At 60.9% G+C, this 24,911-nt stretch carries 21 protein-coding genes; 11 read left to right on the top strand and 10 right to left on the bottom strand.

The window, feature by feature from the left end:
- Positions 1 to 146: 146 nt before the first annotated feature.
- Entirely contained in the window at positions 147 to 938 is a 792-nt protein-coding gene (locus AC0V6X_RS12715) for a hypothetical protein (RefSeq protein ID WP_486184917.1), read from the bottom strand.
- A gap of 433 nt (positions 939 to 1,371) precedes the next feature.
- On the opposite strand from AC0V6X_RS12715, the gene AC0V6X_RS12710 reads away from it, so the two are divergent.
- From AC0V6X_RS12710 to AC0V6X_RS12690, 5 genes are all read left to right on the top strand, one after another.
- Positions 1,372 to 1,824 (top strand): DUF3576 domain-containing protein, encoded by a 453-nt coding sequence (locus AC0V6X_RS12710; protein ID WP_486184916.1) that lies wholly within the window; start codon positions 1,372 to 1,374, stop codon positions 1,822 to 1,824.
- Positions 1,825 to 1,893: 69 nt separating this feature from the next.
- Positions 1,894 to 4,431: a leucine--tRNA ligase gene (leuS, locus tag AC0V6X_RS12705; protein ID WP_486184915.1), complete on the top strand. Its 2,538-nt coding sequence runs from the start codon at positions 1,894 to 1,896 to the stop codon at positions 4,429 to 4,431.
- The gene (lptE, locus tag AC0V6X_RS12700; protein WP_486184914.1) at positions 4,431 to 4,937 is read left to right on the top strand and encodes an LPS assembly lipoprotein LptE; all 507 of its coding nucleotides are present in this window, start codon (positions 4,431 to 4,433) and stop codon (positions 4,935 to 4,937) included. The genes leuS and lptE overlap by 1 nt, the downstream gene beginning before the upstream one ends.
- Complete coding sequence (gene holA, locus AC0V6X_RS12695; protein WP_486184913.1) at positions 4,934 to 5,998, top strand: DNA polymerase III subunit delta; 1,065 nt, start codon at positions 4,934 to 4,936, stop codon at positions 5,996 to 5,998. Before lptE ends, holA begins: the two co-directional genes overlap by 4 nt.
- Positions 5,999 to 6,135: 137 nt before the next feature.
- Positions 6,136 to 7,539: a sugar transferase gene (locus AC0V6X_RS12690; protein WP_486184912.1), complete on the top strand. Its 1,404-nt coding sequence runs from the start codon at positions 6,136 to 6,138 to the stop codon at positions 7,537 to 7,539.
- A 182-nt stretch (positions 7,540 to 7,721) separates the two neighbouring features.
- Here the strand turns inward: AC0V6X_RS12690 and AC0V6X_RS12685 are convergent, their stop codons facing one another.
- Genes AC0V6X_RS12685 through AC0V6X_RS12675 form a run of 3 tightly spaced genes read right to left on the bottom strand, consistent with a single transcriptional unit; the run spans position 7,722 to position 9,615 of the window.
- Positions 7,722 to 8,276, bottom strand: a complete 555-nt coding sequence (locus AC0V6X_RS12685; RefSeq protein WP_486184911.1) for an LptA/OstA family protein — start codon at positions 8,274 to 8,276, stop codon at positions 7,722 to 7,724.
- A 22-nt stretch (positions 8,277 to 8,298) separates the two neighbouring features.
- Entirely contained in the window at positions 8,299 to 8,964 is a 666-nt protein-coding gene (gene lptC, locus AC0V6X_RS12680; protein WP_486184910.1) for an LPS export ABC transporter periplasmic protein LptC, read from the bottom strand.
- Positions 8,965 to 8,979: 15 nt separating this feature from the next.
- On the bottom strand, positions 8,980 to 9,615 hold the full coding sequence (locus AC0V6X_RS12675) for a ribonuclease D (protein ID WP_486184909.1): 636 nt from the start codon (positions 9,613 to 9,615) through the stop codon (positions 8,980 to 8,982).
- A gap of 102 nt (positions 9,616 to 9,717) precedes the next feature.
- On the opposite strand from AC0V6X_RS12675, the gene ung reads away from it, so the two are divergent.
- On the top strand, positions 9,718 to 10,404 hold the full coding sequence (ung, locus tag AC0V6X_RS12670) for a uracil-DNA glycosylase (RefSeq protein ID WP_486184908.1): 687 nt from the start codon (positions 9,718 to 9,720) through the stop codon (positions 10,402 to 10,404).
- Positions 10,401 to 10,727, top strand: coding sequence for a TraR/DksA family transcriptional regulator (locus AC0V6X_RS12665; RefSeq protein ID WP_486184907.1), 327 nt, complete (start codon positions 10,401 to 10,403; stop codon positions 10,725 to 10,727). The genes ung and AC0V6X_RS12665 overlap by 4 nt, the downstream gene beginning before the upstream one ends.
- 9 nt (positions 10,728 to 10,736) lie before the next feature.
- On the opposite strand, the gene AC0V6X_RS12660 is transcribed toward AC0V6X_RS12665, so the two are convergent.
- The 6 genes from AC0V6X_RS12660 to AC0V6X_RS12635 form a co-directional block, all read right to left on the bottom strand.
- Positions 10,737 to 11,411, bottom strand: coding sequence for a hypothetical protein (locus tag AC0V6X_RS12660; protein ID WP_486184906.1), 675 nt, complete (start codon positions 11,409 to 11,411; stop codon positions 10,737 to 10,739).
- Position 11,412: 1 nt separating this feature from the next.
- On the bottom strand, positions 11,413 to 12,816 hold the full coding sequence (locus tag AC0V6X_RS12655; RefSeq protein ID WP_486184905.1) for a carbohydrate porin: 1,404 nt from the start codon (positions 12,814 to 12,816) through the stop codon (positions 11,413 to 11,415).
- A gap of 189 nt (positions 12,817 to 13,005) precedes the next feature.
- Complete coding sequence (locus tag AC0V6X_RS12650) at positions 13,006 to 14,457, bottom strand: glutamate synthase subunit beta (protein WP_486184904.1); 1,452 nt, start codon at positions 14,455 to 14,457, stop codon at positions 13,006 to 13,008.
- A gap of 26 nt (positions 14,458 to 14,483) precedes the next feature.
- Positions 14,484 to 19,139 carry a glutamate synthase large subunit gene (gene gltB / locus AC0V6X_RS12645; protein ID WP_486184903.1) on the bottom strand — a complete coding sequence of 1,552 codons (4,656 nt, stop codon included), beginning with the start codon at positions 19,137 to 19,139 and terminating at the stop codon, positions 14,484 to 14,486.
- Positions 19,140 to 19,585: 446 nt separating this feature from the next.
- Positions 19,586 to 21,049 carry a hypothetical protein gene (locus AC0V6X_RS12640; protein WP_486184902.1) on the bottom strand — a complete coding sequence of 488 codons (1,464 nt, stop codon included), beginning with the start codon at positions 21,047 to 21,049 and terminating at the stop codon, positions 19,586 to 19,588.
- A 45-nt stretch (positions 21,050 to 21,094) separates the two neighbouring features.
- Positions 21,095 to 22,360 (bottom strand): TIGR04063 family PEP-CTERM/XrtA system glycosyltransferase, encoded by a 1,266-nt coding sequence (locus AC0V6X_RS12635; protein ID WP_486184901.1) that lies wholly within the window; start codon positions 22,358 to 22,360, stop codon positions 21,095 to 21,097.
- A gap of 68 nt (positions 22,361 to 22,428) precedes the next feature.
- Here AC0V6X_RS12635 and AC0V6X_RS12630 point away from each other — a divergent pair, with 68 nt between their 5' ends.
- The 4 genes from AC0V6X_RS12630 to AC0V6X_RS12615 all read left to right on the top strand — a co-directional run bounded on the left by AC0V6X_RS12630 (position 22,429) and on the right by AC0V6X_RS12615 (position 24,907).
- The gene (locus AC0V6X_RS12630; protein ID WP_486184900.1) at positions 22,429 to 22,626 is read left to right on the top strand and encodes a hypothetical protein; all 198 of its coding nucleotides are present in this window, start codon (positions 22,429 to 22,431) and stop codon (positions 22,624 to 22,626) included.
- Positions 22,626 to 24,044 carry a putative O-glycosylation ligase, exosortase A system-associated gene (locus tag AC0V6X_RS12625; RefSeq protein ID WP_486184899.1) on the top strand — a complete coding sequence of 473 codons (1,419 nt, stop codon included), beginning with the start codon at positions 22,626 to 22,628 and terminating at the stop codon, positions 24,042 to 24,044. The genes AC0V6X_RS12630 and AC0V6X_RS12625 overlap by 1 nt, the downstream gene beginning before the upstream one ends.
- A 160-nt stretch (positions 24,045 to 24,204) precedes the next feature.
- Complete coding sequence (locus tag AC0V6X_RS12620) at positions 24,205 to 24,654, top strand: MaoC family dehydratase (RefSeq protein ID WP_486184898.1); 450 nt, start codon at positions 24,205 to 24,207, stop codon at positions 24,652 to 24,654.
- A gap of 4 nt (positions 24,655 to 24,658) precedes the next feature.
- Positions 24,659 to 24,907 (top strand): hypothetical protein, encoded by a 249-nt coding sequence (locus tag AC0V6X_RS12615; RefSeq protein ID WP_486184897.1) that lies wholly within the window; start codon positions 24,659 to 24,661, stop codon positions 24,905 to 24,907.
- Positions 24,908 to 24,911: the final 4 nt, after the last annotated feature.

Genomic DNA, 24,911 nt, shown 5'->3' with positions numbered 1-24,911 from the left:
ATGCTGGAATCGCGTTGCAGTGCGCGCTTTCCGTTACGTCAACGCATAGGGAGGCGGGGCTGACAGGGTCAACCTATACTATCGGATGATGAGGAAAGGGGATGCGGACGCCAAGACACCTTAAGCGTCCCAATCAATCTGGCCAATCAGAAGCGGATTTGCGTACCGACATAGACAGCTTGGCTGTCTTGTACCGAGTTGGTCAGCGGATCGAGCCGCTGGCGTTCTTGCGAGTAGCGCACACCGGCTGTCACATCGAGGTTCGGCGAAAGGCTGAAAGCGCCGCCAACGTCGACAGTCTGCGATCCAATCGAATCGAGCGTGTTGGCGGAACGACCGGCAATCGCTTCGTCGCCAAGCTCAATGCGCGGCTGCAGGCGGCTGGGTTGATCTTCGCGGGTGGGCCGCGAAGGTTCGAAGTCGGCAAGGTCTGGCATCGTCAGGTTGCTCAACCCGTCGAGTTTCACCGTGCGTCCAGAAATGGGCGTTTCGGTCGATTGCGTGCGTGCAAAGCTCTGGTAGCCACGCGCAGTGCCGAGGTTGAAGCGGCTGGCCTGAAGGCCGGCAATGCCATTGCCCAGTCCGGGCACTGCTTCAGCCGCTGCGCGAGCGGAGAAGGATTGCGCAATGTTGTCATCGACGCGCACCGCGACGGTCACGGTACGGTCTGTGTCAGCCGACGTGCCAACCTGCGTGAAACGGATGCCCCGTTCACGCGCTTTTTCCGCAACGCGGGCAGCGAGATCAGGATCAACGGATGCAGGTGTGAAGAAATCAAACGCGCTTGCATCTTCACTAAGTGAGTTGTCAGAAGCAAGGCCAACAACGGCGAGGCCTGCGCTTGGCAGAGCAAGCAAGGTAGCAGCGCCAACGACAAGCGCACCACGCAGCGACAGCTTGCGCTGCTCTTTCGCTGTCTGATGGGCTGTACGTTTCATTGCCACCTTTCCTTTACCTAGTGACCGATCCCGGCTCAAACTTTCGCTCTGCGCCTTTGTCATCTGCGCCCCAATCAAAAGCGCCGATTCGTTCTCGCCCACATTATGCGACAAGAACCAAATTGCGCCTGAACAAGGCCTGTAGCGATCAAAAGTTGCCCGCGACTCGGTATCTATACATGAAAAACGATAGGTCCGTTACAGTCGTGTACGCAATGGTCTCTCCAGACCTGTCCAGCCTTCGGACAAAACCTGTTGCGCTCAGCACACATATGTCCAGGCGGATCGGCCTAAATTCAGCCGCCATACATTCGGATCAGGCACATCGGAGCGAATAACGTGCTCCCCTGTCTGATGCGTCAGCGGTCTTGCCGCGCGAGTTGAGGTGGGTATAGAGCACAAAACAGGTCAATCGAGGGATAGGTACTTCTCAGTGTCACGCGCCAAAACCGCCATTTCGCATCCAGTTCGTTTCACCGCCGTCATCGGCGCGCTGGGACTCCTTGCCGCTTGCGGAGGGAATGAGCGTCCCACGACTGAGCTTGCCGCTGCGCAAGTCAACACGATCGGGGTCAACGCATACCTTTGGCGCGGCGCGCTTGAGACGTTGAGCTTTGCTCCACTGGCGTCGGCGGACAGTTCGGGCGGCGTTATCGTTACCGACTGGTACGCCAATCCGTCCAACCCGAATGAGCGGGTGAAGGTGACGGTCACGATCCTCGATCAGGATCTGCGCGCTGATGCCCTGCGCGTCTCTGCCAATCGTCAGGTCGCGCAAGGAAATGGCTGGGTCGATGCACCGGTTCAGGCTGCGACTGTCCAGCGGCTCGAGGACATTATTCTGACCAAGGCACGCGATCTGCGACGCAAAGCCCTTTCGAACTAACCTTGCGCCTGAGCGCTATTTCTTGCGCTACCTATTGCGCTCAGGCGTAGTGGCATTAGCGAGCATTCAATGACTGACACTCGATTCGATCCGTCTGAGGGGCCCTCGGACCGGTACGATCCCCGCACATCCGATTCGCGCTGGCAGCGCGCTTGGGAAGAGGCCGGAACCTTCACCGCTGATTCGAACAGCGATAAGCCCAAAAGCTATATCCTTGAGATGTTCCCCTACCCGTCGGGGCGCATTCACATGGGCCATGTGCGCAATTACACGATGGGCGACGTGCTGGCGCGCTACAAGAAGATGCAAGGGGCTGAAGTGCTCCACCCGATGGGCTGGGACGCTTTCGGGATGCCAGCGGAAAACGCCGCGATGGAGAAGAAGGTCCATCCGGGCGAATGGACCTACGCCAATATTGAGGCGATGAAGAAGCAGCTCAAGGGTATTGGTTTTGCGCTCGACTGGACGCGCGAGTTTGCCACCTGCGATCCTGAATATTGCGGCCACGAACAGGCGCTGTTCCTCGACATGTACGAGGCAGGCCTCGTCTATCGCCGCTCATCCGAGGTGAACTGGGATCCGGTCGACCTGACCGTGCTCGCCAATGAGCAGGTGATTGACGGCAAGGGCTGGCGTTCCGGGGCCGAGGTCGAAAAGCGCAAGCTCGACCAGTGGTTCCTCAAGATCACCGACTTTGCCGACGATCTGCTCGAAGGTCTGGGCGAGCTGAAGGACTGGCCTGAAAAAGTCCGGTTGATGCAGGAAAACTGGATCGGCAAGTCGCAAGGGCTCGAATTCAGCTTTGAGCTTTCGAACGGCGAGAAACTGCCGGTCTATACCACGCGTCCCGACACGATCTTTGGGGCGAGTTTCTGCGCCATCGCTGCCGATCACCCGATCGCGCAAGGTTTAGCGAGCGACGCGCAAGTCCAGGCTTTCATCGAAGAGTGCAAGCGCGGCGGCACAACGGCCGCGGCTTTGGAGACGGCGGAGAAGCTGGGCTTCGACACCGGCATCACAGCCAAACACCCCTTCACGGGCGAGCCAATGCCCGTGTTCATCGCGAACTTTGTGCTGATGGATTACGGCACCGGCGCGGTCATGGGTGTGCCCGGTCATGACCAGCGCGACTTTGAATTCGCAACCAAATACGAGCTTCCCATCACCCGCGTCGTCGCCAAAGACATCGCCGAAGCCGACGCTCCAATGGGCGATGAGGCCGAGTCCGGCGATGGCGTGATCGTCAACTCCGACTTCCTCGACGGCAAGAGCGTGGCGGACGCCAAGGCCGATGTCATCGCCCGCGCCGAACAAGGTGGCTGGGGTAAGGGCAGCACCGTTTGGCGCCTGCGCGATTGGGGCATTTCGCGCCAGCGTTATTGGGGCACGCCGATCCCGTTCATCCACTGCGATACGTGCGGCATTGTGCCCGTGCCCAAAGACCAGCTGCCCGTGACGCTGCCCGACGACGTCGATTTCGAGACGCCGGGCAATCCGCTTGAGCGGCACGAGACCTGGAAGCACTGCGCGTGTCCCAAATGCGGGCGCGACGCCGTGCGCGAGACCGATACGCTCGACACTTTCACCAATTCCTCGTGGTATTTCCTGCGCTTCGCCTCGCAGCCCGCGGACGCGCCCTTTGACCCGGCGGAAATCGCAAAGTGGATGCCGGTTGAGCACTACATTGGCGGGATCGAGCATGCGATCCTGCACTTGCTCTACGCGCGCTTCTGGACGCGGGCTCTGGCCCATATCGGCAAGTTTGACGTGAAGGAGCCCTTCGCCTCGCTCTTCACCCAAGGCATGGTTACGCATGAGACCTACAGCCTTGGCGATGGCAGCTGGCTGAGCCCCGATGAAGTCCGCAAGGATGGCGCGGACTGGGTGACGATTGAGGACGGAGCGCCGGTCACCGCGGGTCGCGTCGTCAAGATGTCCAAGTCGAAGAAGAACGTCGTCGACCCAGACAACATCATCGCAAATTACGGCGCAGACGCCGTGCGCTGGTTCATGCTCTCCGACAGCCCGCCCGAACGCGACCTGCCGTGGTCAGAGGCCGGGATCGAAGGCTGCTGGCGATTTGTTCAAAGGTTGTGGCGCCTGTTCGGCCAGCTTGATGCGGACGCGACCGGTGAAGACAAGGATCTCGCCCGCAAGGCCCACCAGGCTATCGTTGCAGTGGCCCAAGATATCGAAGCGCTCAGCTTTAATAAAGCGGTCGCGCGCATCTATGAGCTGACCGGAGCCGCTGAAAAGGCCGCTCCGAGTGAGAGCCGCAACTTCGCGATCCGCACCATCCTGCACCTTATTTCACCGATGATGCCGCACCTCGCGGAAGAGGCCTATGCCAAGATGGGGGCGACCTCCTTGATCGCTGACGCCGCATGGCCCGAGCATGACGAGGCAATGCTGGTCGAAGACGAAGTCACGATTGCCGTCCAGCATATGGGCAAGCTGCGCGACACGCTGACCGCGCCCAAGGGGGCGTCGAAAGAGGACTTGGAAGCGCTTGCGCTTGCGAGCGAGAAGGTCCAGCGTTCGATTGACGGCAAAGACATCCGAAAGGTGATCGTGGTGCCCGACCGCTTGGTGAACATCGTTACGTAATGCGTGCAATACTCGCCTCACTTGCGCTTTTCGCGCTCTCAGCATGTGGCCTTCAGCCCATGTATGCTGGCGGCGCGTCGAGCGGTGTGGCGCAAGGTCTGGCGGCGATTGATGTGCCGCCCATTCCGGGGCGCGACGGCTGGCTGGTGCGCAACGCTCTGCAAGATCGACTGGGCGCAGCCGGTGAGGCCACGCCGCGCTACCGGCTTGATGTGCGGCTGGACGATGCGCTCGAGGCCTTGGGCGTCCTCAACGATGACACGATCAGCCGCGAACGGCGCATTTTGCGGGCGCGTTATCAGCTGATCGACCTGACGACGGGTGAGATCCTGCTCGATGCGACCGCCGGTTCCGACGCCGGGATCGATGTGGTCTCCAGCGAATATGCAACCATTGCCGCCGAGCAGCGCGCTTTGGAAAATCTCTCCGAAGAAGTCGCCGACCGCATGACCCGCCGGATCGCCCTCACCCTGAGAGAGGCGGGACGCGAACAGGTAGGGCAATGAAAGCCAAGCACGGGGAATTTGCCCGCGGCCTACCGCGCTCTGCCTCGCAGGCTTCGATCTTCTTCTTTTGCGGTCCCGACGAGGCAGGAGCCTCTGCCGCCGCCGACAAAGTCATAGAAGCACTCCCTGATGCGGGTGAACGGGTCGAACTGGCGGGCGCCGATATCAAACGCGACCCCGCCATCCTGGGCGACGAAGCGCGCTCAAGCTCCCTGTTCGGAGACAAGCGTCACATCGTTGTCCGGGCGAGCGGGGAGGAGGCGCATGACGCTTTGAAGGCGCTGATCGAAACCGGTGATGCCGGCGCGGGTGATGCTGCTCCGGTCTTAGTGGTCGCGACCTCTGCTACCGACAAGTCGCGCACCGCCAAACTGCTCGAAAAGCGGTCCGATGCGCTGGTCACGATGTTCTACCCGCCAGATTTGATGAGTGTAGCTGGTTCGGTGCGAACCATGGCGGACAGCGCTGGGTTGAGGCTTGGTGGAGACCTCGCTGAACGGATCGCGCGCGGGGCAGGGCTCGATGTGCGGCTCGCTCAGTCCGAAGTCGAAAAACTCGCGCTCTATCTCGATGCCGGGCCCCAAACGCCCAAGTCCGCGACCGTCGAGGATTACGCGGCGATTGGTGCAACGACCGAAGAGGACGGCTTTGGCGCGATCGTGAACGCGGTTCTAGGCGGGGAGCTAGGCAAGCTCAGCGGCGAGATGAAGCGGATGAAAGAGCTTGGCTTGAACCCGGTTGGCCTGCTTCTCGCGCTGGAACGCCGCGCGGCGCAACTGGCTCAAATCCTCGGCAAAATTGGCCCTTCCGGCCGGTATGACACGCTCGGCCAAGGAGAGAAGCGTGCTCTCGGCATCTTCTGGAAGGAAGAGCGAGACATCCGCCAACAACTTGGCAATTGGCAAAAACCGATCAAGCGCGGCAGCCCTGACAGGCGCCTCGACAGGCTCATCCCCCGGCTTGTTGCATTGCACCAGAGCTTGCTCGCAAACAGCCAAAGTGCAGAGCTATTGCTGGCGCAGGAATTGGCCGAGATCGCTAGATTCGCTGCGAAACGGTAGCATTATCGGACAGAATTCCATTTCGCAGTCGCAAAAATCTGACTTATGGGTGTAAAGGAGTACGAGTAACCTCTTAGAGAGGGTATTTCTTAAGTCGCGCCTTGGGGTCGGGCCTGCGACAGGGTAGACGAGTACGAATGAACAAGTTGACCGGGCCGCTCCTTGATGCAGCCCAGACCACAGCTGAAGCCAAGCCGATTGCCCCCTCGCTGGAGCGTCGTCGGCTGCGCATGTATGCATTGTTGCTGGCGCTGGATGCGGTCGTGCTGCATCTGGCCTTTGCGCTCGCAGGGCTCATCTATGAAGGCGGCTGGTGGCTGCCGCGGAATATGCTCGCTGCGCAGACGATCCTGCCGGTGTTCTTTACCATTGCGCTTTACAATCAAACCTATGGCGGGAAGGCCTTGGAAAGCTGGGTTTTCGCTGCAAAGCGGGCCCTGACGGCTTTGTTGATCTCGGCGGCCTTGCTGAATTTCGTCGCCTTCTACACCAAGTCGAACGCCGAGTTTTCGCGCGTGTCGGTGACGCTTGGCCTGCTGATGTCCGCAGTGGCGATTGTCGCTTTGCGCTGGTTTATTGGCTTGGTGATCAAGCGCTTTTGGGGTGGGCGCACCCGCAATCAGTTGATCATCGAAGATGGTGGCCCAGAGTTTACGCTGGACGAAGGCGTCAAGATCAGCGCCAAGGAATACCAGCTCGACCCGACCAGCCATGATCCCTTCATGTTCGACCGGCTGGGCAAGCTGCTTCAGAACCAAGACAAGATCGTGGTCTCCACTCCGCGCGAGAGGCGTGAACATTGGGCGTTTCTGCTCAAATCCGCAGGCGTCTATGGCGAGATCGTGAGCGAACCTGCGCACAGTTTGGGCGCGCTTGGCGTGCATCGCTATGACGATCTCGACCGCACCACTCTGGTGGTGTCGACCGGGCCGCTGGGTCTGCGCTCGCGGATATCGAAGCGTCTGTTCGATCTGGTTCTGGCAGGTGGCGCCCTTGTTGCATTGTCACCCCTGCTCTTGATCACAGCTTTGCTGATCAAGTGGGAGGATGGCGGGCCCGTTCTGTTTGTTCAGCGGCGCTTGGGTCGCGGCAATCAGTTCTTCAACATGCTCAAATTCCGCTCCATGCAGGTTGAGCTGAACGACGCGCATGGCAGCCGTTCCACTTCGCGCGATGATGATCGTGTGACCAAGATCGGAGCCTTCATCCGGCGCACCAGTATTGATGAGCTGCCGCAATTGCTCAACGTGCTGCGCGGAGAGATGTCCGTGGTGGGCCCGCGTCCCCATGCGATTGGAAGCCAGGCGGGCGACAAGCTGTTTTGGGAAGTCGACGCGCAATATTGGCAGCGTCACTGCCTAAAACCGGGTCTCACCGGCCTTGCGCAAGTGCGCGGCCATCGCGGCGCGACCGAGCAAGAGAAGGATCTGACCGACCGTTTGCAGTCGGATCTGGAGTACATCGCGGGCTGGTCACTGCGCCGCGATATCGAGATCGTTCTCGCGACTGTCTCGGTCCTGAAGCACGACAACGCGTTTTAGTGTTTCGAAGGCGCATCCGCGCCTTGATCCTCGCTAGATGTCCTTCGCTAGCGCTGCGGACCGCGCAGTCGCGCTCTGACTGCCGTGACATTGACGCGAAGCGATCTCAAACTTGGCTGTGATTTCGCGGAGCGCGGATATCGCGCCTGCGGATGCAGGTGCGGAACAAAAGATGCAAGACGTCAGTCCTGCGGCACGCTAAAAGTGCCGGTTACGCGGCCATCTGATCCGGTGGTGCCAGTGCCGCTGGCCCGGCCATCGATGCTCGAGAGGCCCGTGCTCAGGTCGATGACAAGGCGCCCGCCGCGCAACGTGTCTCCGCCGCGCCGCAGCTCGACATTGCCGGCCATGGTGATGATCCGGCGGTTGAAGTCATAGACCGCGACATCGCCGCTCGCACGTTCATTGCCGCGCGTTACCACGACGGAGCCATTGGCGGTGATCCGCTGCACATCGAGCGCGCCATCATCGGTGTAGTTCGCAAGCATACGCTGCGAGCGCACGGTCAGACCTGCTTGCTCCACGACAACCCCGCCGGTCAGAACCACGCGGTTCTGGCGGTCATCAAAGTCGATGGACCCGGCATCGAACGACACCGGCGCGCGGGTGTTGTGCGAGGCGATGGTCTGCGCGTTGAGCGTCATTCCGCCAGCTATCACAACGCCCATCAGCGCGCCGCCTGCGGCCCAGGTGAGCGCCAGGCGGCTCATATTCGATAGGGTTATCCGAGTGCTCATTTGTCCGTCCTTAGCCACGCCTTCACGGCACCTGCAAATCGCCCGGCACCATAGTCAGCCGGGCATTGCCATCGAGAGTAATTGTCCGCGTGTCGAGATCCGCCCGCATCGTGTCGGCTGAGAAGGTGCCGGCTGGCACTGCGCCTTCAACACCGCCCTCGCCTTGCATCGTGCGGCTCGCAAGATCGAACGCGACCCCGCTTGCCCGCATCGAATAGCCATCAGAGGTGCGCACCTGCAGGTCGCCGTTGACCGCAACAATCTCTTCATTGATGTCATAGACCCCGCCAGCGGCCAGCAATTGCGCCGGACCATCTTCGAGCAGCAGCTGCGCCATCAGGTCTTCCATCCGCACCTTGCCCTCCGCGCTGGAGCGTTGCACGGCCTCGCCTGCGGTCAGTGAAAAGGGGCGACCATTGCTGTCGCGCCCGCGATACATTGCGTTGTCGACGCTCAGGCGCTCATCGATCACAGCGACGGAGTTGCGGTCGAGCAGGAAGCTGACCTCTCCGCGCGGTGACAGGGGCGTGATGATCATCAGCGCTGCGACCAGACCCACACCCATCGGCAGCGCGCGGGCCAGGAAGCCGATCAGACGGTCATGGCTTCCGCCCGGCGCCGCAAAATGCTGGCGTCGGCCGCGAAGCGCTTTGGCTTCGCTTGTCTCTATGCGGCGTTTGAGGACCATGATCGACTGCGGGGCCTAGCGGTAGAAACCTTCATTGTGGCTGAATATGTCGCGCCCGTCCCAACCGGCGATGTCGAGCGCGGCGCGCGTGGGCAGGAAGTCAAAACAGCTCTGCGCCATCTCCATCCGGCCTTCGCGCTCCAGCCGCACAACCAGCTCATCGCGCAGACGGTGGAGGTAACGCACGTCGGAGGCGGCATAATCGCGCTGCGCCTCGTTCAAATCCGGCCCGCCCCAGTCAGAGCTTTGCTGCTGCTTGGACATGCTTTCTCCCAGCAGCTCATCAGTGAGGTTTTTGAGGCCATGGCGATCGGTGTAGGTGCGCACCAGCTTGCTCGCGATCTTGGTGCAGAACACGGGCGCTGCCACGACGCCCAGATAATACTGGATCGCGGCAAGGTCGAAGCGCGCGAAATGGTAGAGCTTTACCCGGCTTTCATCGGCCAGAATGGCTGAGAGGTTGGGCGCATCATACTCGCTGCCCGGAGAGAAACGCACAAGATGCTCATCCCCTGACCCGTCGCTGATCTGCACGACGCAGAGGCGATCACGGTGGGTGATGAGACCCATGGTCTCAGTATCGACGGCGAGCGGGGCAGTGCCTTGGAGGACACCGTCGGGCAGATCTTCTTCGTGGAAATGGACTGTCATCGTGGGGAGGGCATTACGCCACCTTTGGAGCGAGGGAAAGAGGGGGAAAGCGGTCATCCGCTGCCTCGCCTCTCGCGCCCGATCAGGTGTAGCCTGTCTCGCATGACGCAAGATGCCGTTCCTGACAGCTGGCGCCCGGCGCTTGAGCCGGTGTTGCAAACACCCGAGGCTCGCAAGCTGGGCGGATGGCTGCGGGCTGAGGAGGAGGCGGGCAAGACGATCTATCCTCCGCGAGGGCGACGGCTTGCGGCGCTGGCGGCGACCCCGCTCGATCAGGTGCGCGTCGTGATCCTTGGGCAGGACCCCTATCACGGGCCGGAGCAAGCGCATGGGCTAAGCTTTTCCGTGCGCGAGGGCGTGAAGCTGCCGCCTTCGCTGCGCAACATCTTCAAGGAGCTGGAGAGCGACCTTGGCTTGCCGATGCCCACTTCCGGCGACCTTACTCCTTGGGCGAAGCAGGGCGTGCTGCTCCTCAACAACACGCTCACCGTCGAGGCGGGCCAAGCCGGCAGCCATGCCGGGCGCGGCTGGGACGCGATCACCGATGCCTGCGTCGGGGCCGTTGCGGCGAGCGGCAACCCTTGCGTTTTCGTGCTGTGGGGCAGCCATGCGAAGAAGAAGGCGGGGCGGGTCAAGGGGCTTGGGAGCGCGGAGCATCATCTGGTGCTCTCCTCGGTTCATCCCAGCCCGCTCTCGGCGCATTCGGGTTTCTTCGGCTCGAAGCCTTTCAGCCAGGCCAATGCCTTTCTTGAATCCCAGGGCTGTGAACCGATTGATTGGGCGCTGTGACCAAGGACGATGCCCGCAAAGCGCTCACGGCTCGCCTTGCTGAGCTCGACGCAGAAGACAGCGCCAATGAGGATTCGCGCGACACAGTAACCTTGCAACAGGATAGTGTCGGTCGGCTGAGCCGGATGGACGCTTTACAACAACAGGCGATGGCGCAAGCGACCGAACGCCGCCGCACAGCGGAACGTTTACGGATTAAGGTCGCGTTCGAGCGAATCGAAGACGGCGAGTGGGGCTATTGCGCGACTTGTGGTGAGGACATCGCCGAAGGCCGCCTAAGGAATGATCCTAGCGTGGCCGTCTGCATCAAATGCGCGGGATAAATTGCTGCCTCATTCGTCAACCTTGCGCAGTTCCATGTCATAGCGGCCGCCGCGCAGAATTAGCTGGCCGTCGATAAGCTCGCCTCGCATCCCGGAGAAGTCCGCGACGCCCAGATCGTTGCGCTGGAACTCAAAGGTGAGTGGCATGCCGTGCGACCAACCCAACTCCTCCAGGTTGAGGGTTTGCGGTTCCATCGCGGTGCCCGGGAGCTCCAAGGTAAGCGCGCTCAGTTCCGGGCAGCTGTCTTCCGGGATCACGAGGCCGCTTTCGGGAATCTCATAGAAGGAGAGGACTTCGTCGCCGCATCTGACGCGGATATCGACATAGCTTAGCTGCCTGCCGCCGGGCGTTTGCACTCTCAATACGGGCTGCTTGGTACGCTCTTCCGACACGAGCAGGCGGAATTCGGGAGGTACCGGCTTTGGGTCGCTGGTGAGGAGAATGTCTCTGCCCTCCTCGACCCAAGTTCCCGCGGCGCGCAAATCCAATCCTCCGACCGAGAGGCCCCATGCAAAGGTCCCATCTTCGCGCAGGATCATTCCCATCGCGGTTTCCATTCCGCTGCCGTCATAGCGCCCGGCGAATTCGGATTGCGCGGGTGTAGAAGTCTCCGCATCCTGCGCCATCGCCACCGGCCCTGCACACAGAGCCAACGCAGCGAGGGTGAGGGTCCAAACCTTCACATCAAAACTCAGAGGTCAGCCGTGCGCCCACTGTCACGCCGGTGCTCCGGAAGGCGACAGCGCTGTCCACGACTTGCACATTGGCGGTCAGTCCGAAACCGTCAGCAAACTGGTAGGTGTAGAACGCCTCAACCCCTTGCTCGTCTTCTATCTCAAGCCGGAAGGCGATGTCTTCGACCAGCTCGTCAGTCAGCGAATAGTGGAAATAGGCGAGGCCAAAGCGGTCCTGCGGGCGGAAGCCCGGATTGCCGGAGACCCCGAAATATCCCGAATGGTCGAGGAAGGTCGGATCGCCATTGGACGCCTGAAAGCGCGCAAGGATGCCCCAGCCCTTGCCCGGCGCCTGCGGGTGCATTTTGAGGAACTGGTAATAGGACAGCTGCATCGCAAGCTCGCCGCTCTCATTTCCGAACGTACCGATCGGCTGAGGCGGCGGGGTGAGCGCGCGCGGCAGGATGTCGACTGCGAACTGGTCACGGGTCGAGCCAACGATGGCAAGGTTTACGATGCCGGGAAGGCGATTGACGGTCGTGCGACGCGCGGCGGCGAGCATAAAGCCGACCCCACTCTCAAACGCGGTTTCCAGCCCCGTGCGCTGAAACTGGCTGTCGGGATCGAAGACCCATGCACGGTAGATCATCTTACCCTTGGGCACTTGCAGCATCACGCCAGTGAGCGTGTTGGGCACCACGGCTGTGGGGGGTAGAGCGAGGCCCAAATTCTGGAAGCCGAAATGCCCATCGCTCCCCACAATCGGCAGCGCGCCTGATGTGTCGAGCACGTTCATTTTGCCCACTTCCAGGCTGGTGCCATTGGCCCATTGGTAGTGGATGCTGGCCGACAGATCGAAGTCGCCTGCGCCTTCGGGGCGGAAGAGAGCGGTGTTGCCGGGGATCAGCCCGATCTCTCCGTTGGATGTCTTGCCCCAGGTGTATTCGGGGCGCAGCTTGATCGTCAGATTTGACGGCCCGCCATAATAGCTCCCGCGCACTTCCAGATAACCGTCCACGCGGCCTGAGTAGCGGGCCAAGCTACGTGCATCGCCTGCGACCGGCACATCGACGAATTGAGAGGCGACGATGCGCAGATCGACGTCCTTGGGCGCTGGACGTGCGGGCGGAGCAGCCGGGGCGGCGGCTTGTTGTGAGACGACCACAACGCTGCTCTCACCGCTGCTGGCGGCGAGTGCAAAGGTCTCTGCGGAAAATTCGGGCGCAGTGTTTGGCGCAGTGTTCACGCCAAGAGGCGCTGGCTGAGCTGTCTCAGCTTCTGGCGCGAGACCAAAGGCTTCCATGAATTCAGCACTTTGCGCGTAGGCTGGGCTGGTAGAAAGCGTTGCGGCGGTCACGACTAAACCGGCAGCCAATTTCGATACGCGCGCGCCGCGCGAAGCTAGACTATGCAAGACCCAAGTTCTCCCTAAAAGAGCCGCGTTTGTTACGCGCGCTTCTTTATCCGAGAGTTAAAGGATCACTTTGTAGAACAACCGTCAAGCACAGAGCTGGGTCTGGCAAGGTTACCGTGATGTTATGTGGCTTTAGCGCGGCAGTTCGGGCCTGCGCTCGCTAGTGAGGCAAGTCAGAGCGGCGCTTCCTTAGCGAGGCAGGGCAGACGCACCCATAAGCGCTTCGTCCACGGAGCGGGCGCATTGACGGCCTTCGCGGATGGCCCAGACCACCAGGCTCTGGCCGCGCCGCATGTCGCCGCAGGCAAAGACATTCTCGACATTGGTGGCGTAGCTTTCAGTATCCGCCGCAACATTGCCGCGATCAGAGAGCTCCACACCTGACTGATCGAGCAGGCCCGCCTTGATCGGTCCGACGAAACCCATCGCGAGCAGGATCAGATCCGCTTTCAGCGTAAATTCGCTGCCGACAATCTCGCGCATTTCGTGGCGGCCATCCTCGCCCTTGACCCACTCAACGCGGGCGCATTCAAGGCCGGTGACTTTCTCGCCATCGCCGACAACCCGCTTGGTCAGGACGGCCCAGTCGCGGTCCACGCCTTCTTCGTGGCTGGAGGAGGTGCGCAGTTTGAGCGGCCAGTCAGGCCACGTCATCTGCTTGTTCTCCTTCTCTGGCGGCTTGGGCATAATCTCAAGCTGAGTGACGCTCGCCGCGCCCTGGCGGTTTGAGGTGCCGACGCAGTCAGAACCGGTGTCCCCGCCGCCGATCACGACGACATGCTTGCCGGTCGCTTTCAGAGTGCCGCGCGGCGCAGCCCTGGTCTCGTCATCGCCCGCATTGCGCTTGTTCTGCTGAGTGAGGAATTCCATGGCGAGCCGCACGCCCGACATCTCGGCCCCCGGAATGGCGAGCTGGCGCGCATTCTCTGCGCCACCTGACAGCACCACCGCCTCGTAATTCTCTTGCAGCGAGGCAAAGGAGACATCGACGCCCACTTCCTTGGACGTTTTGAACGTGACTCCTTCGGCCTCCATCTGCACGCAGCGGCGGTTGATGAGGTGCTTTTCCATCTTGAAGTCAGGAATGCCGTAGCGCAGCAATCCGCCGATCCGGTCGCTCTTCTCAAACAGAGTGACAGAGTGCCCGGCGCGCGCCAATTGCTGGGCGCAGGCCATGCCAGCGGGACCAGAGCCGACGACAGCGACCGTTTTGCCGGTCTTTTTCTCTGGAATCTGCGGCGTGACCCAGCCTTCGTCCCAACCCCTGTCAATGATCGCGCATTCGATCGACTTGATCGTCACCGGCTGGTCGATGATGTTGAGCGTGCACGACGCCTCGCAAGGCGCGGGGCAGATACGGCCGGTGAATTCCGGAAAGTTGTTGGTGGAGTGCAGGACGTCGAGAGCGTTCTTCCAATCCTGCTCGTAGACCAGATGGTTCCAGTCCGGGATCATGTTGTTCACCGGACAGCCGTTGTGACAGTACGGAATCCCGCAATCCATGCAGCGCGAGGCCTGGCTCGCCAGCGTTTCATCGTCCGGTTGGACGATAAATTCGCGGTAATTGTTCAGCCGTTCCTTCGGGTCGAGATAGTCGCGTTCGCGGCGATCCAGTTCGAGAAATCCGGTGTCCTTGCCCATGATCTGTCTCTTGCTCTTCTAAGGTCTTATTCCGCGGCCACGCTGGCAGCTTCTTCGCGCTCGGCTTCGAGCATCTGCAGCGCGCGGCGGTAGTCGGTCGGCATGACCTTGACGAATTTGCCAAGACTGGCATCCCAATCCGCCAGCAGCTCGCTTGCGATTGTGCTTCCGGTATGGAGTTGGTGACGCTCGACCAGAATGCGCAGCCGCTCGGCATCGTGACGCAGCATGTCGCCCATGCCGAAATCGTTGACGCTGGAGCCGCGCTGTTGCGGGCGGCCTGTTCCATCCTCGCTGTCACGCTCTGGCGAAATCGGCTCGAGCTCGACCTGTGCATGGTTCACCAGCTGGCTGAAATTGCCCTCCGGGTCATAGACATAGGCGACCCCGCCGCTCATCCCGGCTGCAAAGTTCCGGCCCGTCTTGCCCAGCACAACGACAACGCCGCCGGTCATGTATTCGCAGGTGTGATCGCCAGTGCCCTCGACCACAGCAATCGCGCCAGAATTGCGGACAGCAAAGCGCTCTCCGCCGACGCCCGAGAAATACGCCTCACCCGCAATCGCGCCATAGAGCACGGTGTTGCCTACGATGATGTTGTCATTGGCTTCGCGCGGGGCGTTTTCCGGTGGGCGCACGATGATCCGACCACCGCTCATCCCCTTGCCGACATAGTCATTGGCATCACCAACGAGGTCGAGCGTGACTCCATGGGCAAGCCATGCGCCAAAGCTTTGTCCTGCCACACCGGTCAGGTTGATGCGGATAGTGTCAACCGGCAGACCTTCGTGGCCGTGCGCCTTGGCAATCTCGCCAGAGAGCATCGCGCCCGCCGTGCGGTTTACATTGGCAATTGTAGTGTCGATCTGCACCGGCTCTTTGGCCTCAATCGCCGCCTTGCACTGCGCGATCAGATCGTTGTCGAGCGCAGCGGCAAGGCCATGATCCTGTACCTCTGTGTGCCGCAAAGGCGCACCGTCTGCGATGTCTGGTGCATGGAGCAAGCGGCCAAGATCAATCCCGCGCGCCTTCCAGTGGCGGTGCATCCGGGTCATGTCGAGCCGGTCTACGCGTCCGACCATCTCATCCAGAGTGCGGAAGCCCATTTCGGCCATGATCCCGCGCAGTTCCTCGGCGACAAAGAACATATAGTTGACCACATGCTCCGGCTCACCCGTGAACCGTGCGCGCAGGACCGGGTCTTGCGTGGCGACGCCTACGGGGCAGGTGTTGAGGTGACACTTGCGCATCATGATGCAGCCCGCCGCGATCAGCGGAGCGGTGGCAAAGCCAAACTCGTCTGCGCCCAGCAAAGCGCCGATGGCAACGTCGCGTCCGGTGCGAAGACCGCCATCGACCTGCACAGCGATGCGCGAGCGCAGATCGTTGAGCAGCAGCGTCTGCTGCGTCTCTGCCAGGCCGATTTCCCACGGCGAACCCGCATGGGTTAGCGAGGTCAGCGGCGATGCGCCGGTCCCGCCATCATAGCCAGAAATGGTAAGGTGATCGGCCTTCGACTTCGAAACACCCGCAGCAACCGTGCCGACGCCCACTTCGGAGACAAGCTTCACCGAAATGCGCGCGCTCGGTTGCACGTTCTTCAGGTCGTGGATCAGCTGGGCGAGATCCTCAATCGAGTAGATGTCATGGTGCGGCGGTGGTGAGATCAGACCCACACCCGGTGTCGAGTGACGCACCGCGCCGATGCGTTTATCGACCTTGTGGCCGGGCAGCTGTCCGCCTTCGCCCGGCTTTGCGCCTTGCGCCATCTTGATCTGGATGTCGTCGGAATTGACGAGATATTCCGTGGTCACGCCAAAGCGGCCTGAGGCGACCTGCTTGATGCGCGAACGCATCGAGTCGCCGTTTTTCATCGGCGTGAAGCGGAACGGTTCTTCGCCGCCTTCGCCGGTGTTGGAGCGCCCGCCAATGCGGTTCATCGCGATGGCAAGCGTCGAGTGCGCTTCGTGGCTAATCGAGCCAAAGCTCATCGCGCCTGTCGAGAAGCGCTTGACGATTTCGCTAGCCGGCTCAACCTCGTCGAGCGGGATCGGTTCATCGGCGAGCTTGAATTCCATCAAGCCGCGAATGGTGAGCAGGCGTTCGGACTGCTCGTTCACCGACTTGGCAAATTCCTGATACTGCTCGGAGACATTGCCGCGCACCGCGTGCTGCAATTGCGCAACGTTTTGCGGGGTCCAGGCGTGCTCTTCCCCGCGCAGGCGATATTGGTAGATGCCGCCGACATCGAGCATGCCCTTGTAAAGCGGATTGTCACCATAGGCCTGCGCGTGGCGGCGCATGCTTTCCTCTGCAACCTCTTCAAGGCCAGCGCCTTCGATGGTGGTCGCGGTGCCGGTGAAGTACTTCTCAATGAAGGCGGTGGACAGGCCAACCGCGTCAAAGATCTGCGCGCCGCAATAGGACTGATAGGTCGAGATGCCCATCTTCGACATGACCTTGCGGATGCCCTTGCCGATGGCTTTGATGAAGTTCTGCTCGACTTCTTGGCTGCTCGTTTCGGGGTGCTTGCGCGCGCGAATGTCTTCCAGCGTTTCGAACGCCACGTATGGGTTGATCGCTTCCGCGCCATAGCCGGCGAGGACGCAGAAATGGTGCACTTCGCGCGCTTCGCCGGTTTCCACGACGAGGCCCGTTTGCATCCGCAAGCCTTGGCGCACCAAGTGGTGATGCACAGCAGCGGTCGCCAAAAGAGCGGGCATTGGCACGCGATTTTCGTTCTGCGCACGGTCCGAAAGGATCAGGATGTTGTGATCTTGCAGCACCGCTTCGGTTGCGGCCCAGCACATTTCCCGGATTGCAAGCTCGATCCCTTCGACGCCCGCTTCGGCGTCCCAGGTGATGTCGATGGTAGCGCAGCGGAATGCGCCATCCAGCGTCGTTTCGACCGAGCGGATTTTGGCGAGATCTTCGTTAGTGAGGATCGGTTGTTCGACTTCCAACCGCTTATGCGTCCCTGCGTCATGGCCCAGCAGGTTGGGGCGCGGGCCGATCATCGACAGCAGGCTCATCACCAGCTCTTCGCGGATCGGGTCAATCGGCGGGTTCGTCACCTGCGCAAAGTTTTGCTTGAAGTAATCGTAGAGCAGCCGCGCACGGTCAGAGAGGACCGCAATCGGCGTATCTGTGCCCATTGATCCAATCGGATCATCGCCCTTGACCGCCATCGGCTCAAGGAAACGGGAGATATCCTCCTGCGTGTAGCCGAACACTTGCTGCGTCTGCAGCAGGGTCGGCGTCTCAAGGTTCTCGTCCTGAGGCGGCTCGGCAAATTCGGGATCGACCGCTTCAACATCGTCGAGCTTGAACTGCGCCTGGTCGAGCCATTTGGCGTAAGGCTCGGACTGAGCGAGATCGGCTTTGAGCTCCTCATCCTCGATGATGCGACCCTGTTCGAGGTCGATCAGCAACATTTTGCCCGGTTGCAGGCGCCATTTGCGCACGATGTCTTCTTCGGCGAACGGCAGCACACCGCTTTCCGAGGCAAGGCAGACAATGTCGTCCTTCGTCACGCAGAAGCGCGCTGGGCGCAAGCCGTTGCGGTCCAGCGTCGCGCCGATCTGGCGGCCATCGGTGAAGCACACGGCGGCCGGGCCATCCCATGGTTCCATCAGTGCCGCATGATATTCGTAGAAAGCGCGCAGATCAGGGTCCATCTGATCGTGCTCACCCCAGGCTTCCGGGATGAGCATCATCATCGCATGGGCAAGGTTGTATCCGCCTGCGAGCAACAGCTCGAGCGCGTTGTCGAGGCAGGCCGTGTCGGACTGCCCATGCGGGATCAGCGGCCACATCTTGTCGAGATCAGGACCAAGAAGATCGCTCTCCATCGTGCGACGGCGCGCATTCATCCAGTTCACATTGCCGCGCACGGTGTTGATCTCACCATTATGCGCGATGAAGCGGAATGGATGGGCGAGACGCCAGCTCGGGAATGTGTTGGTCGAGAAACGCTGGTGGACAAGGCCAAACGCGCTGACACACTCCGGGTCGCGCAGATCGTCGTAGAAGCTGCGCACCTGCTCACACAGCAGCAGGCCCTTGTAAACAATCGTGCGGGTCGAAAGGCTCGGCATGTAGCTTTGCGTGAGGCCGGGAAGGTCGTGCTTTACGGCCAGATCACCCAGCGGATTGAGCGTCTGCTTGCGGATCGCGAGCAATTTGCGCTCAAACGCGTCCTGATCCGCGCAATTCTCTCCGCGCGCGATGATCGCTTGCTGGATCACCGGCATGGAAGCGATGACAGCGTCGCCTAGCCCATCGAGCGTGACTGGAACATCGCGCCAGCCAATCAGGCGCTGGCCTTCCTTGGCCGCGAGTTTTTCTAACCGTTCCGCGACAAAAGAGCGGGCTTCGCCATCTTGCGGCATGAAGCACATGGCGACCGCATAATCGCCTTGTGGTGGGAGATCGTGACCTTCCTTATCCGCCCAACGCTCAATCAGAGCATGCGGGATCTGCATAAGCAGGCCTGCGCCATCGCCTAGAAGAGGATCCGCACCAACCGCGCCACGATGGTCGAGCTTCTCAAGAATCTCAAGGGATTGCTCAACGATCGAGTGACTGCGTTCGCCCTTGATATGGGCGATCATGCCTACTCCGCAGGCGTCGTGTTCGTTGGTGGGGTCATAAAGACCCTGGGAAGCTGGCTGAATACTCATGCCTCACCTGCATCATGACGGAGCCGCAGAGGCCGCGAGGCAAGGCGCGATGAGCGCGCGATGCTTTTGCATCGAAAGCGAAGAGCAACGCCGCCACGCGGGCTCTGCGGCCCGCCGCGTAGCGGTTGCATGACGCACTGCGCTGCCTGCGTCGCAGATCTTGTCCGGGTCGCCCAACCCGTACTGCGATCAGCTCCTATGCAGCGCAGTGCGTCAGGCAATCCTGACGTAGGTGAGGCATGAGTATTCAGCCGTGGCAATCCCATGGTTGGCTTCCATCCTGTCAGATGCCGTCGCGACACGCTGTTTCAAGCGTTCGAGCGCAAAGGCGGTTCTATCGAGCGCACACAGCACATACGCAGGGCGTATGGTTGAGGACGCGCTCGGCTTCAGGAACCTAATGCCGATGGAAGGCTGATATTGCAACCGCGAAAAGCGCAGGAAAATTACACTCGGCGAAAGCTGGGCTTTAGTTTGTTGCGTAAAGTGGCTGTTTGTGAGCCGCTTTCAGCTATTTTGAGCGGTTTTTGGAGCCCTCGGGCCCCAGTTAAGCCGCTCCGCGGAGAGACTGCAATTTTGTCAGCGCCTCCCGCAAGTCCTGCTCGGTCTTGTCCAATTGGCTGGCCGCCTGGTGCGGGAGCAGCCTTCGCATTCCCGTTTGCAGGTGCACCAAAACCGTCCTGCGTGAACAAGGTCAGCGCTTTGAGCGCCTCTGCCAGAGCGGCATCGCGCCCTTGCTGCGCCGTTTGCACCTGCGCGCGTTCGCTTTGTTGATGTTCGTGCAGAGCGGCGGCGAAACGCTCCACCATCTCAACCAGGCTCAGCTCGTCAGCGGGGCGCTGGCGCAATTTTTCGAGCGCGGTTGCGGGAACGGGCGCGGGCTTGGGAATATCTGGAGTGTTTTGGTCTTCTTCGACCCAAACCGCATCGCGGCCGGGAAGTTCGGCAAACTCGGCCAGGTCAAGCGCACGCGGGGTCTCTTCAGAGGTTACCGGCTCTGGCGCAGGCTCTTCAGAGGCGGGATTGTCGTTTTCCAACCGGTTTTCTGGAGCAAATTGCGTCAGGCTCCAAGAGCCTCCACCGCCAGCGCGCCCAATCGGCTTTGGCGCAGCGTCTTCGCGGGCACGGGTGGTGATCGGTTGGGGTGCAGATGTGTTTTCAGGCGCCTCTTCGACTGCCTCTTCCGCGTCGGAAATTTCAGCGGGTGAGGCTTCGCAGCTCGCGCCTTCGCAGCTTTCGATCAGAGCGTTGCGGAAGTGTTTACGAGTGAAAGCAGGCTCCTCGCCCGCCTCACTCTCGCTGTCTGAAGGCACCTCGGCGGGCGCTTCTATGTCGTAGCCGCGCTGTGAAAGCTCGCCCAAGGTTGGCTCTTGTTTTTCAGACCCGGGCGCTTCAGTTGGCTCGTCTTCGCCGGGAACGTCAAGGTCCCAGCTCTCTTCGCCCATTTCCTCGAACTCGGCGTCCATATCGGCGGGCTTGTCGGAGAATTCCGCGTCGTCGATGGGCGCGTCCAAGCTGTCGCTACCGAGGTCGCTCGCCGGGTCGATCGGACGTATGCGACGTTCGATGAAGGTGGAGGTGATCGCATTGTCGTCATCACTGCGCAGGGCCTTGGCGCGAAGGACAGCGCCGACAGCATAGCAAATAACGGCACCGAGCAAGGCGGCTCCACCAGCGAGCGCGAAACGCAAAAAGCCACCCAGCGATCCAATTCCGGTGACTGCGCCAGCGTGATTGATCGAGCCCTGCGGCAGCACCATGACCGACAGCCCCAGCATCGCTGCGCCCCAGATCACCAGCATCGGCACAAAGGCGCGGTGTCCAGCGACGGCAATGATGCCCTTGGCACCGCTGCGCGCTGATGTGCGGCGTTTGGCCGGCTCGCGCTCAATATATTGGCTCAGACGCATGTCGCCCCTTAATCCGTTTCGGGGCGTTGGAACCGTGTCTTGGTCCTAGGCCCGCAATCCCTGTCGCTGCTCTGACGGCATAGGCCCGTCATCGCACTTAAGGTTCGCTAGCAAGAGATGGTAAACGTCGAGATAACGCCGCGCATTTTCCGACCAGTCATGCCGCGCGCGGACATGGGCGACGCCGTTGTCGCGGATGGTCTCCCAATTGTCTTGGGTGTCGAGCAGGCTGGTGAGCGCTCTGGCGCAGTCTTGCGGATTGTCCGGGGCGAACAGGAAGCCGGTCTCGCCATGGGTGATCAGCTCTCGATGCCCGCCAACATTGGAGGCTGCGACGAGCCGCCTTTGCGCCATGGCTTCGAGCGGTTTGAGCGGCGTGACCAGATCGGTAAGGCGCGACTTCTTGCGCGGATAGGTCAACACGTCGATCAACGAGTAATAGCGCTCAACTTTCGCATGGGGCACGCGGCCAGTGAAGATTACGGCCTCGGGGCAGTCGATCTTGGCGGATGCGGCACGCCACTCTGCCTCCATTTCGCCTGCGCCAACCAGCAACAGCCGCGCATCGGGATGCGCCTGGCGCAGATGAGGCATGGCGGCGATCAGGTCGTCGATCCCCTCATAATCGTAGAAGCTGCCAATATAGCCAATGACCGGTGCGCCGTCAGGAATGCCCAGCTCTTGCGCCAGTGCGCCGTCGCGCGACAGAGGCTCTCCAAACAGTGTCAGGTCCACGCCATTAGGCATGACCCCGATCTTGCCGCCTGGAATGCCGCGCGTGATCAGATCATCGCGCAATCCGTTGCAGATAGTGAACAAGGCATCGGCGCGGGTCGCGACTTGCGTTTCCAGGCTGCGGGTGAGGCGATATTTGGCGGAGCCTTCGGTCCCGGTGCGGTTGCCGACGGCGGCATCCTCCCAGAAAGCGCGGATTTCGTAGACAAGCGGAATGCCCAGCGCGCGCGCCGCCCTCAACGCGCCGCCGCCATTGAGCGCGGGCGAGTGAGCGTGGATGACGTCAGGACGCCATTCTTCGGCAAGGTCCTGAATGCTTTGCGAAAGTGCGGTCATCTCGCGCCATTCGCGCACCAGCATCGGGCCTTCAGAGACGCCAGGCGTGCGGTGGAAGGTGAGGCCGTCGAAGGTCTCGCAAGCCTCCACCCACTCAGCCTCAGCGTTGTGGCGCTGCGATGTGAGTCCGCGCACTTCGAGCCCCAGCGCTTCTTGCGCCTTCAGGATCGCGCGCGTGCGGAAGGTGTAGCCCGAATGCAAAGGGAGCGAGTGGTCGAGAACGTGCAAAATCCGTGTCATATTCCGCCGCGATAAACCAAGTTTGCTTAACGCCGCGTCAACCGCATTGGGATAGGGCCACGGTCACGATGATCGACTATCTCTCCCTTGCCATCGGCCACGGGCTGCTCGCGTTTGCGCTTTTGCAGCTCGTCATGCGCGCCGATCTGGATGAGGATCCGGCGATCAAGGGATTGAAGGACAAGGCCGAGGCCGAACGCGAAGCGGCCAGCGCTACCGGACGCAGCGCGCGGCGTCGCAAGCAGGCCGAAGGGGATCGCGGCTGATGATCGATCTCATCTTCCTCGCCTTCATCGGATATGTCCTGCTGCTGGGATTGAGGCGGCCCTATTTGTGGGTGCTGCTCTATGTCTATATCGACATCCTCGCCCCGCAGCGGATTGGCTATTCGCTGATCACGTCAATTCCCGTCTCCCTGATCGCATTTGGAGCAGCCTTTGGCGGATGGCTTTTCCTCGAACGCAAAGAGGGCGCGCGCTTTACGCTGAGACAAGGTCTGATGCTGGCGCTGCTGCTCTATTGCTGGTGGACGCTGCAAGGCGCAGAATTCCCCGAGCCTGCTGGCACCAAGTGGGATTGGGTGTGGAAGGCGTTTCTGTTTGCGATCTTCCTGCCGCTGACCGTTACAACGCGGGCACGGATCGAAGCCTTGGCGCTTACCCTCTTGCTCTCCGTGGCCACGATTGTGATCGGGACCGGGATGAAGACCGTGCTAGGTGGAGGGGGCTATGGAAGTCTCAACTTCTTCGTCGATGACAATAGCGGCATCTATGAAAGCTCAACGCTGGCGACTGTCGCCATCGCGCTGATCCCGGTGATCGTGTGGTTTACCAAATTTGGCACCATCTTCCGCCCGCACTGGATGGTCACCACCTTCGCCGCAGGACTGATCTTTGCGAGCCTTTTGATCCCCATCGGTACAGAGGCGCGCACGGGGCTCGTCTGTATTGCGGCTTTGGGTGTCCTCGTTCTGCGCTACACCAAGAAGCGCCTGCTGTTCATTGCCGCAGCCGGAGTGATCGGTCTGACCGCGTTGCCCTTCCTGCCACAGAGTTACTACGAACGCATGGCGACAATCGCGCAGCCGAGCGGCGATGAGAGCGCTTCGACCCGGATGCGGGTGTGGGAGTGGACAATCGACTACGCCAAGGAAAAGCCCTTTGGCGGCGGCTTCGATTCCTATCGCAGCAACTCCTTCACCTACACTATGCCGGTCCGCGAAGAGAGCGGGAACACGACCACGATCGAATATCGCGAAGTCACCGACGAAGCTCGTGCCTTCCACTCGGCTTTCTTTGAGCTGCTGGGTGAGCAAGGTTATCCCGGCCTTGCGATCTGGCTGCTGCTGCATGGGTTGGGCGTCTGGCAGATGGAGCGGACCTACAGGCGCTGGCGCGGCAAGACTGATGAGGCGGAGGCGTGGATATCGCCCCTTGCCGCCGCGCTCCAGATTGCGAGCCTCATTTATCTGGTCGGTGCGACCTTCCAGGGGATTGCCTATCAGCCGGTCATGCTGATGATCGTCGGGCTGCAAATCGGGCTCTATTCCTATGTGAAGCGGCTCGAATTGGCGCAGAAGGCGTCGGAGACAAGCTCCGCGCTCTCACCCAGTGAAAAGCGTCGGCAGGAGAGGGCGCAGGCGCGTGCTGCCGGGGCGTCCAAAGGCGGTGCCGTTACGGCATAGCGCGCGTGGAGCTTCAACCGCCGCTAGACTTGACCTTTGTCATTGCCATTGTTGCTCTCGCCTGCCATATCGGCGCCAGTTGACGTAAACGTAAACTGGCGCGTGCCTCTCACGATCGTAGAGAAGCGCGCAGCCCATAATGGACAGGAGAGCACAAGGCATGACCCCTCAAGACTTGGCCGCCAAGGTCGGCGAGAATATCGGCAGCAGCGAATGGGTCGAAATGACTCAGGACAAGGTGAACATGTTCGCCGATGCAACCGGCGACCATCAGTTCATCCATATCGATGAGGAAAAAGCCAAGATGACGCCGTTTGGCGGCACTATCGTGCACGGCTTCATGACGCTCTCGATGATCCCCTATCTCGGCGCGAACAGTGACATGCCCCGCATCGACAACGTCAAAATGGGCGTGAATTATGGCGGCAACAAAACCCGCTTCATCGCTCCCGTCCGCGTCGGCAAGCGCATTCGCGGTCATTGGAAACTGGTTGAGATGATGGAAAAGCGTCCTGGCCAGTGGCAGCAAACCGCTGAGATCACGATTGAGATCGAAGGCGAGGACAAGCCAGCTCTGATCTGCGAGTGGATCACGCAGTACTTCGTCTAGGCCAATGCCGGGCACTGTTTTCTGGCTGATCTTTTGTGCGGGCGCGGTTGCGCTTGTGATGGTCAGTCAGAGTGTGCCCTACAATCCCGGAGCGCATCTGGTCTGGGGCTTGGCGGGGAGCGCATTCTACCTCTGGCGGGTCAAAGTCGCCGGAACGCAGGTTACCCCGAGAACCGCCGCCTTTGTCGCCGGATCACTGATCGCTCTTTCCCTGTTTATCTATGCCGCATTCTCGCGGCTCCACACACTTTAGGAAT

It is taken from the genome of Erythrobacter sp. S267 (genome assembly GCF_057365045.1).
This window is presented reverse-complemented; position numbering and strand designations above follow the sequence as displayed.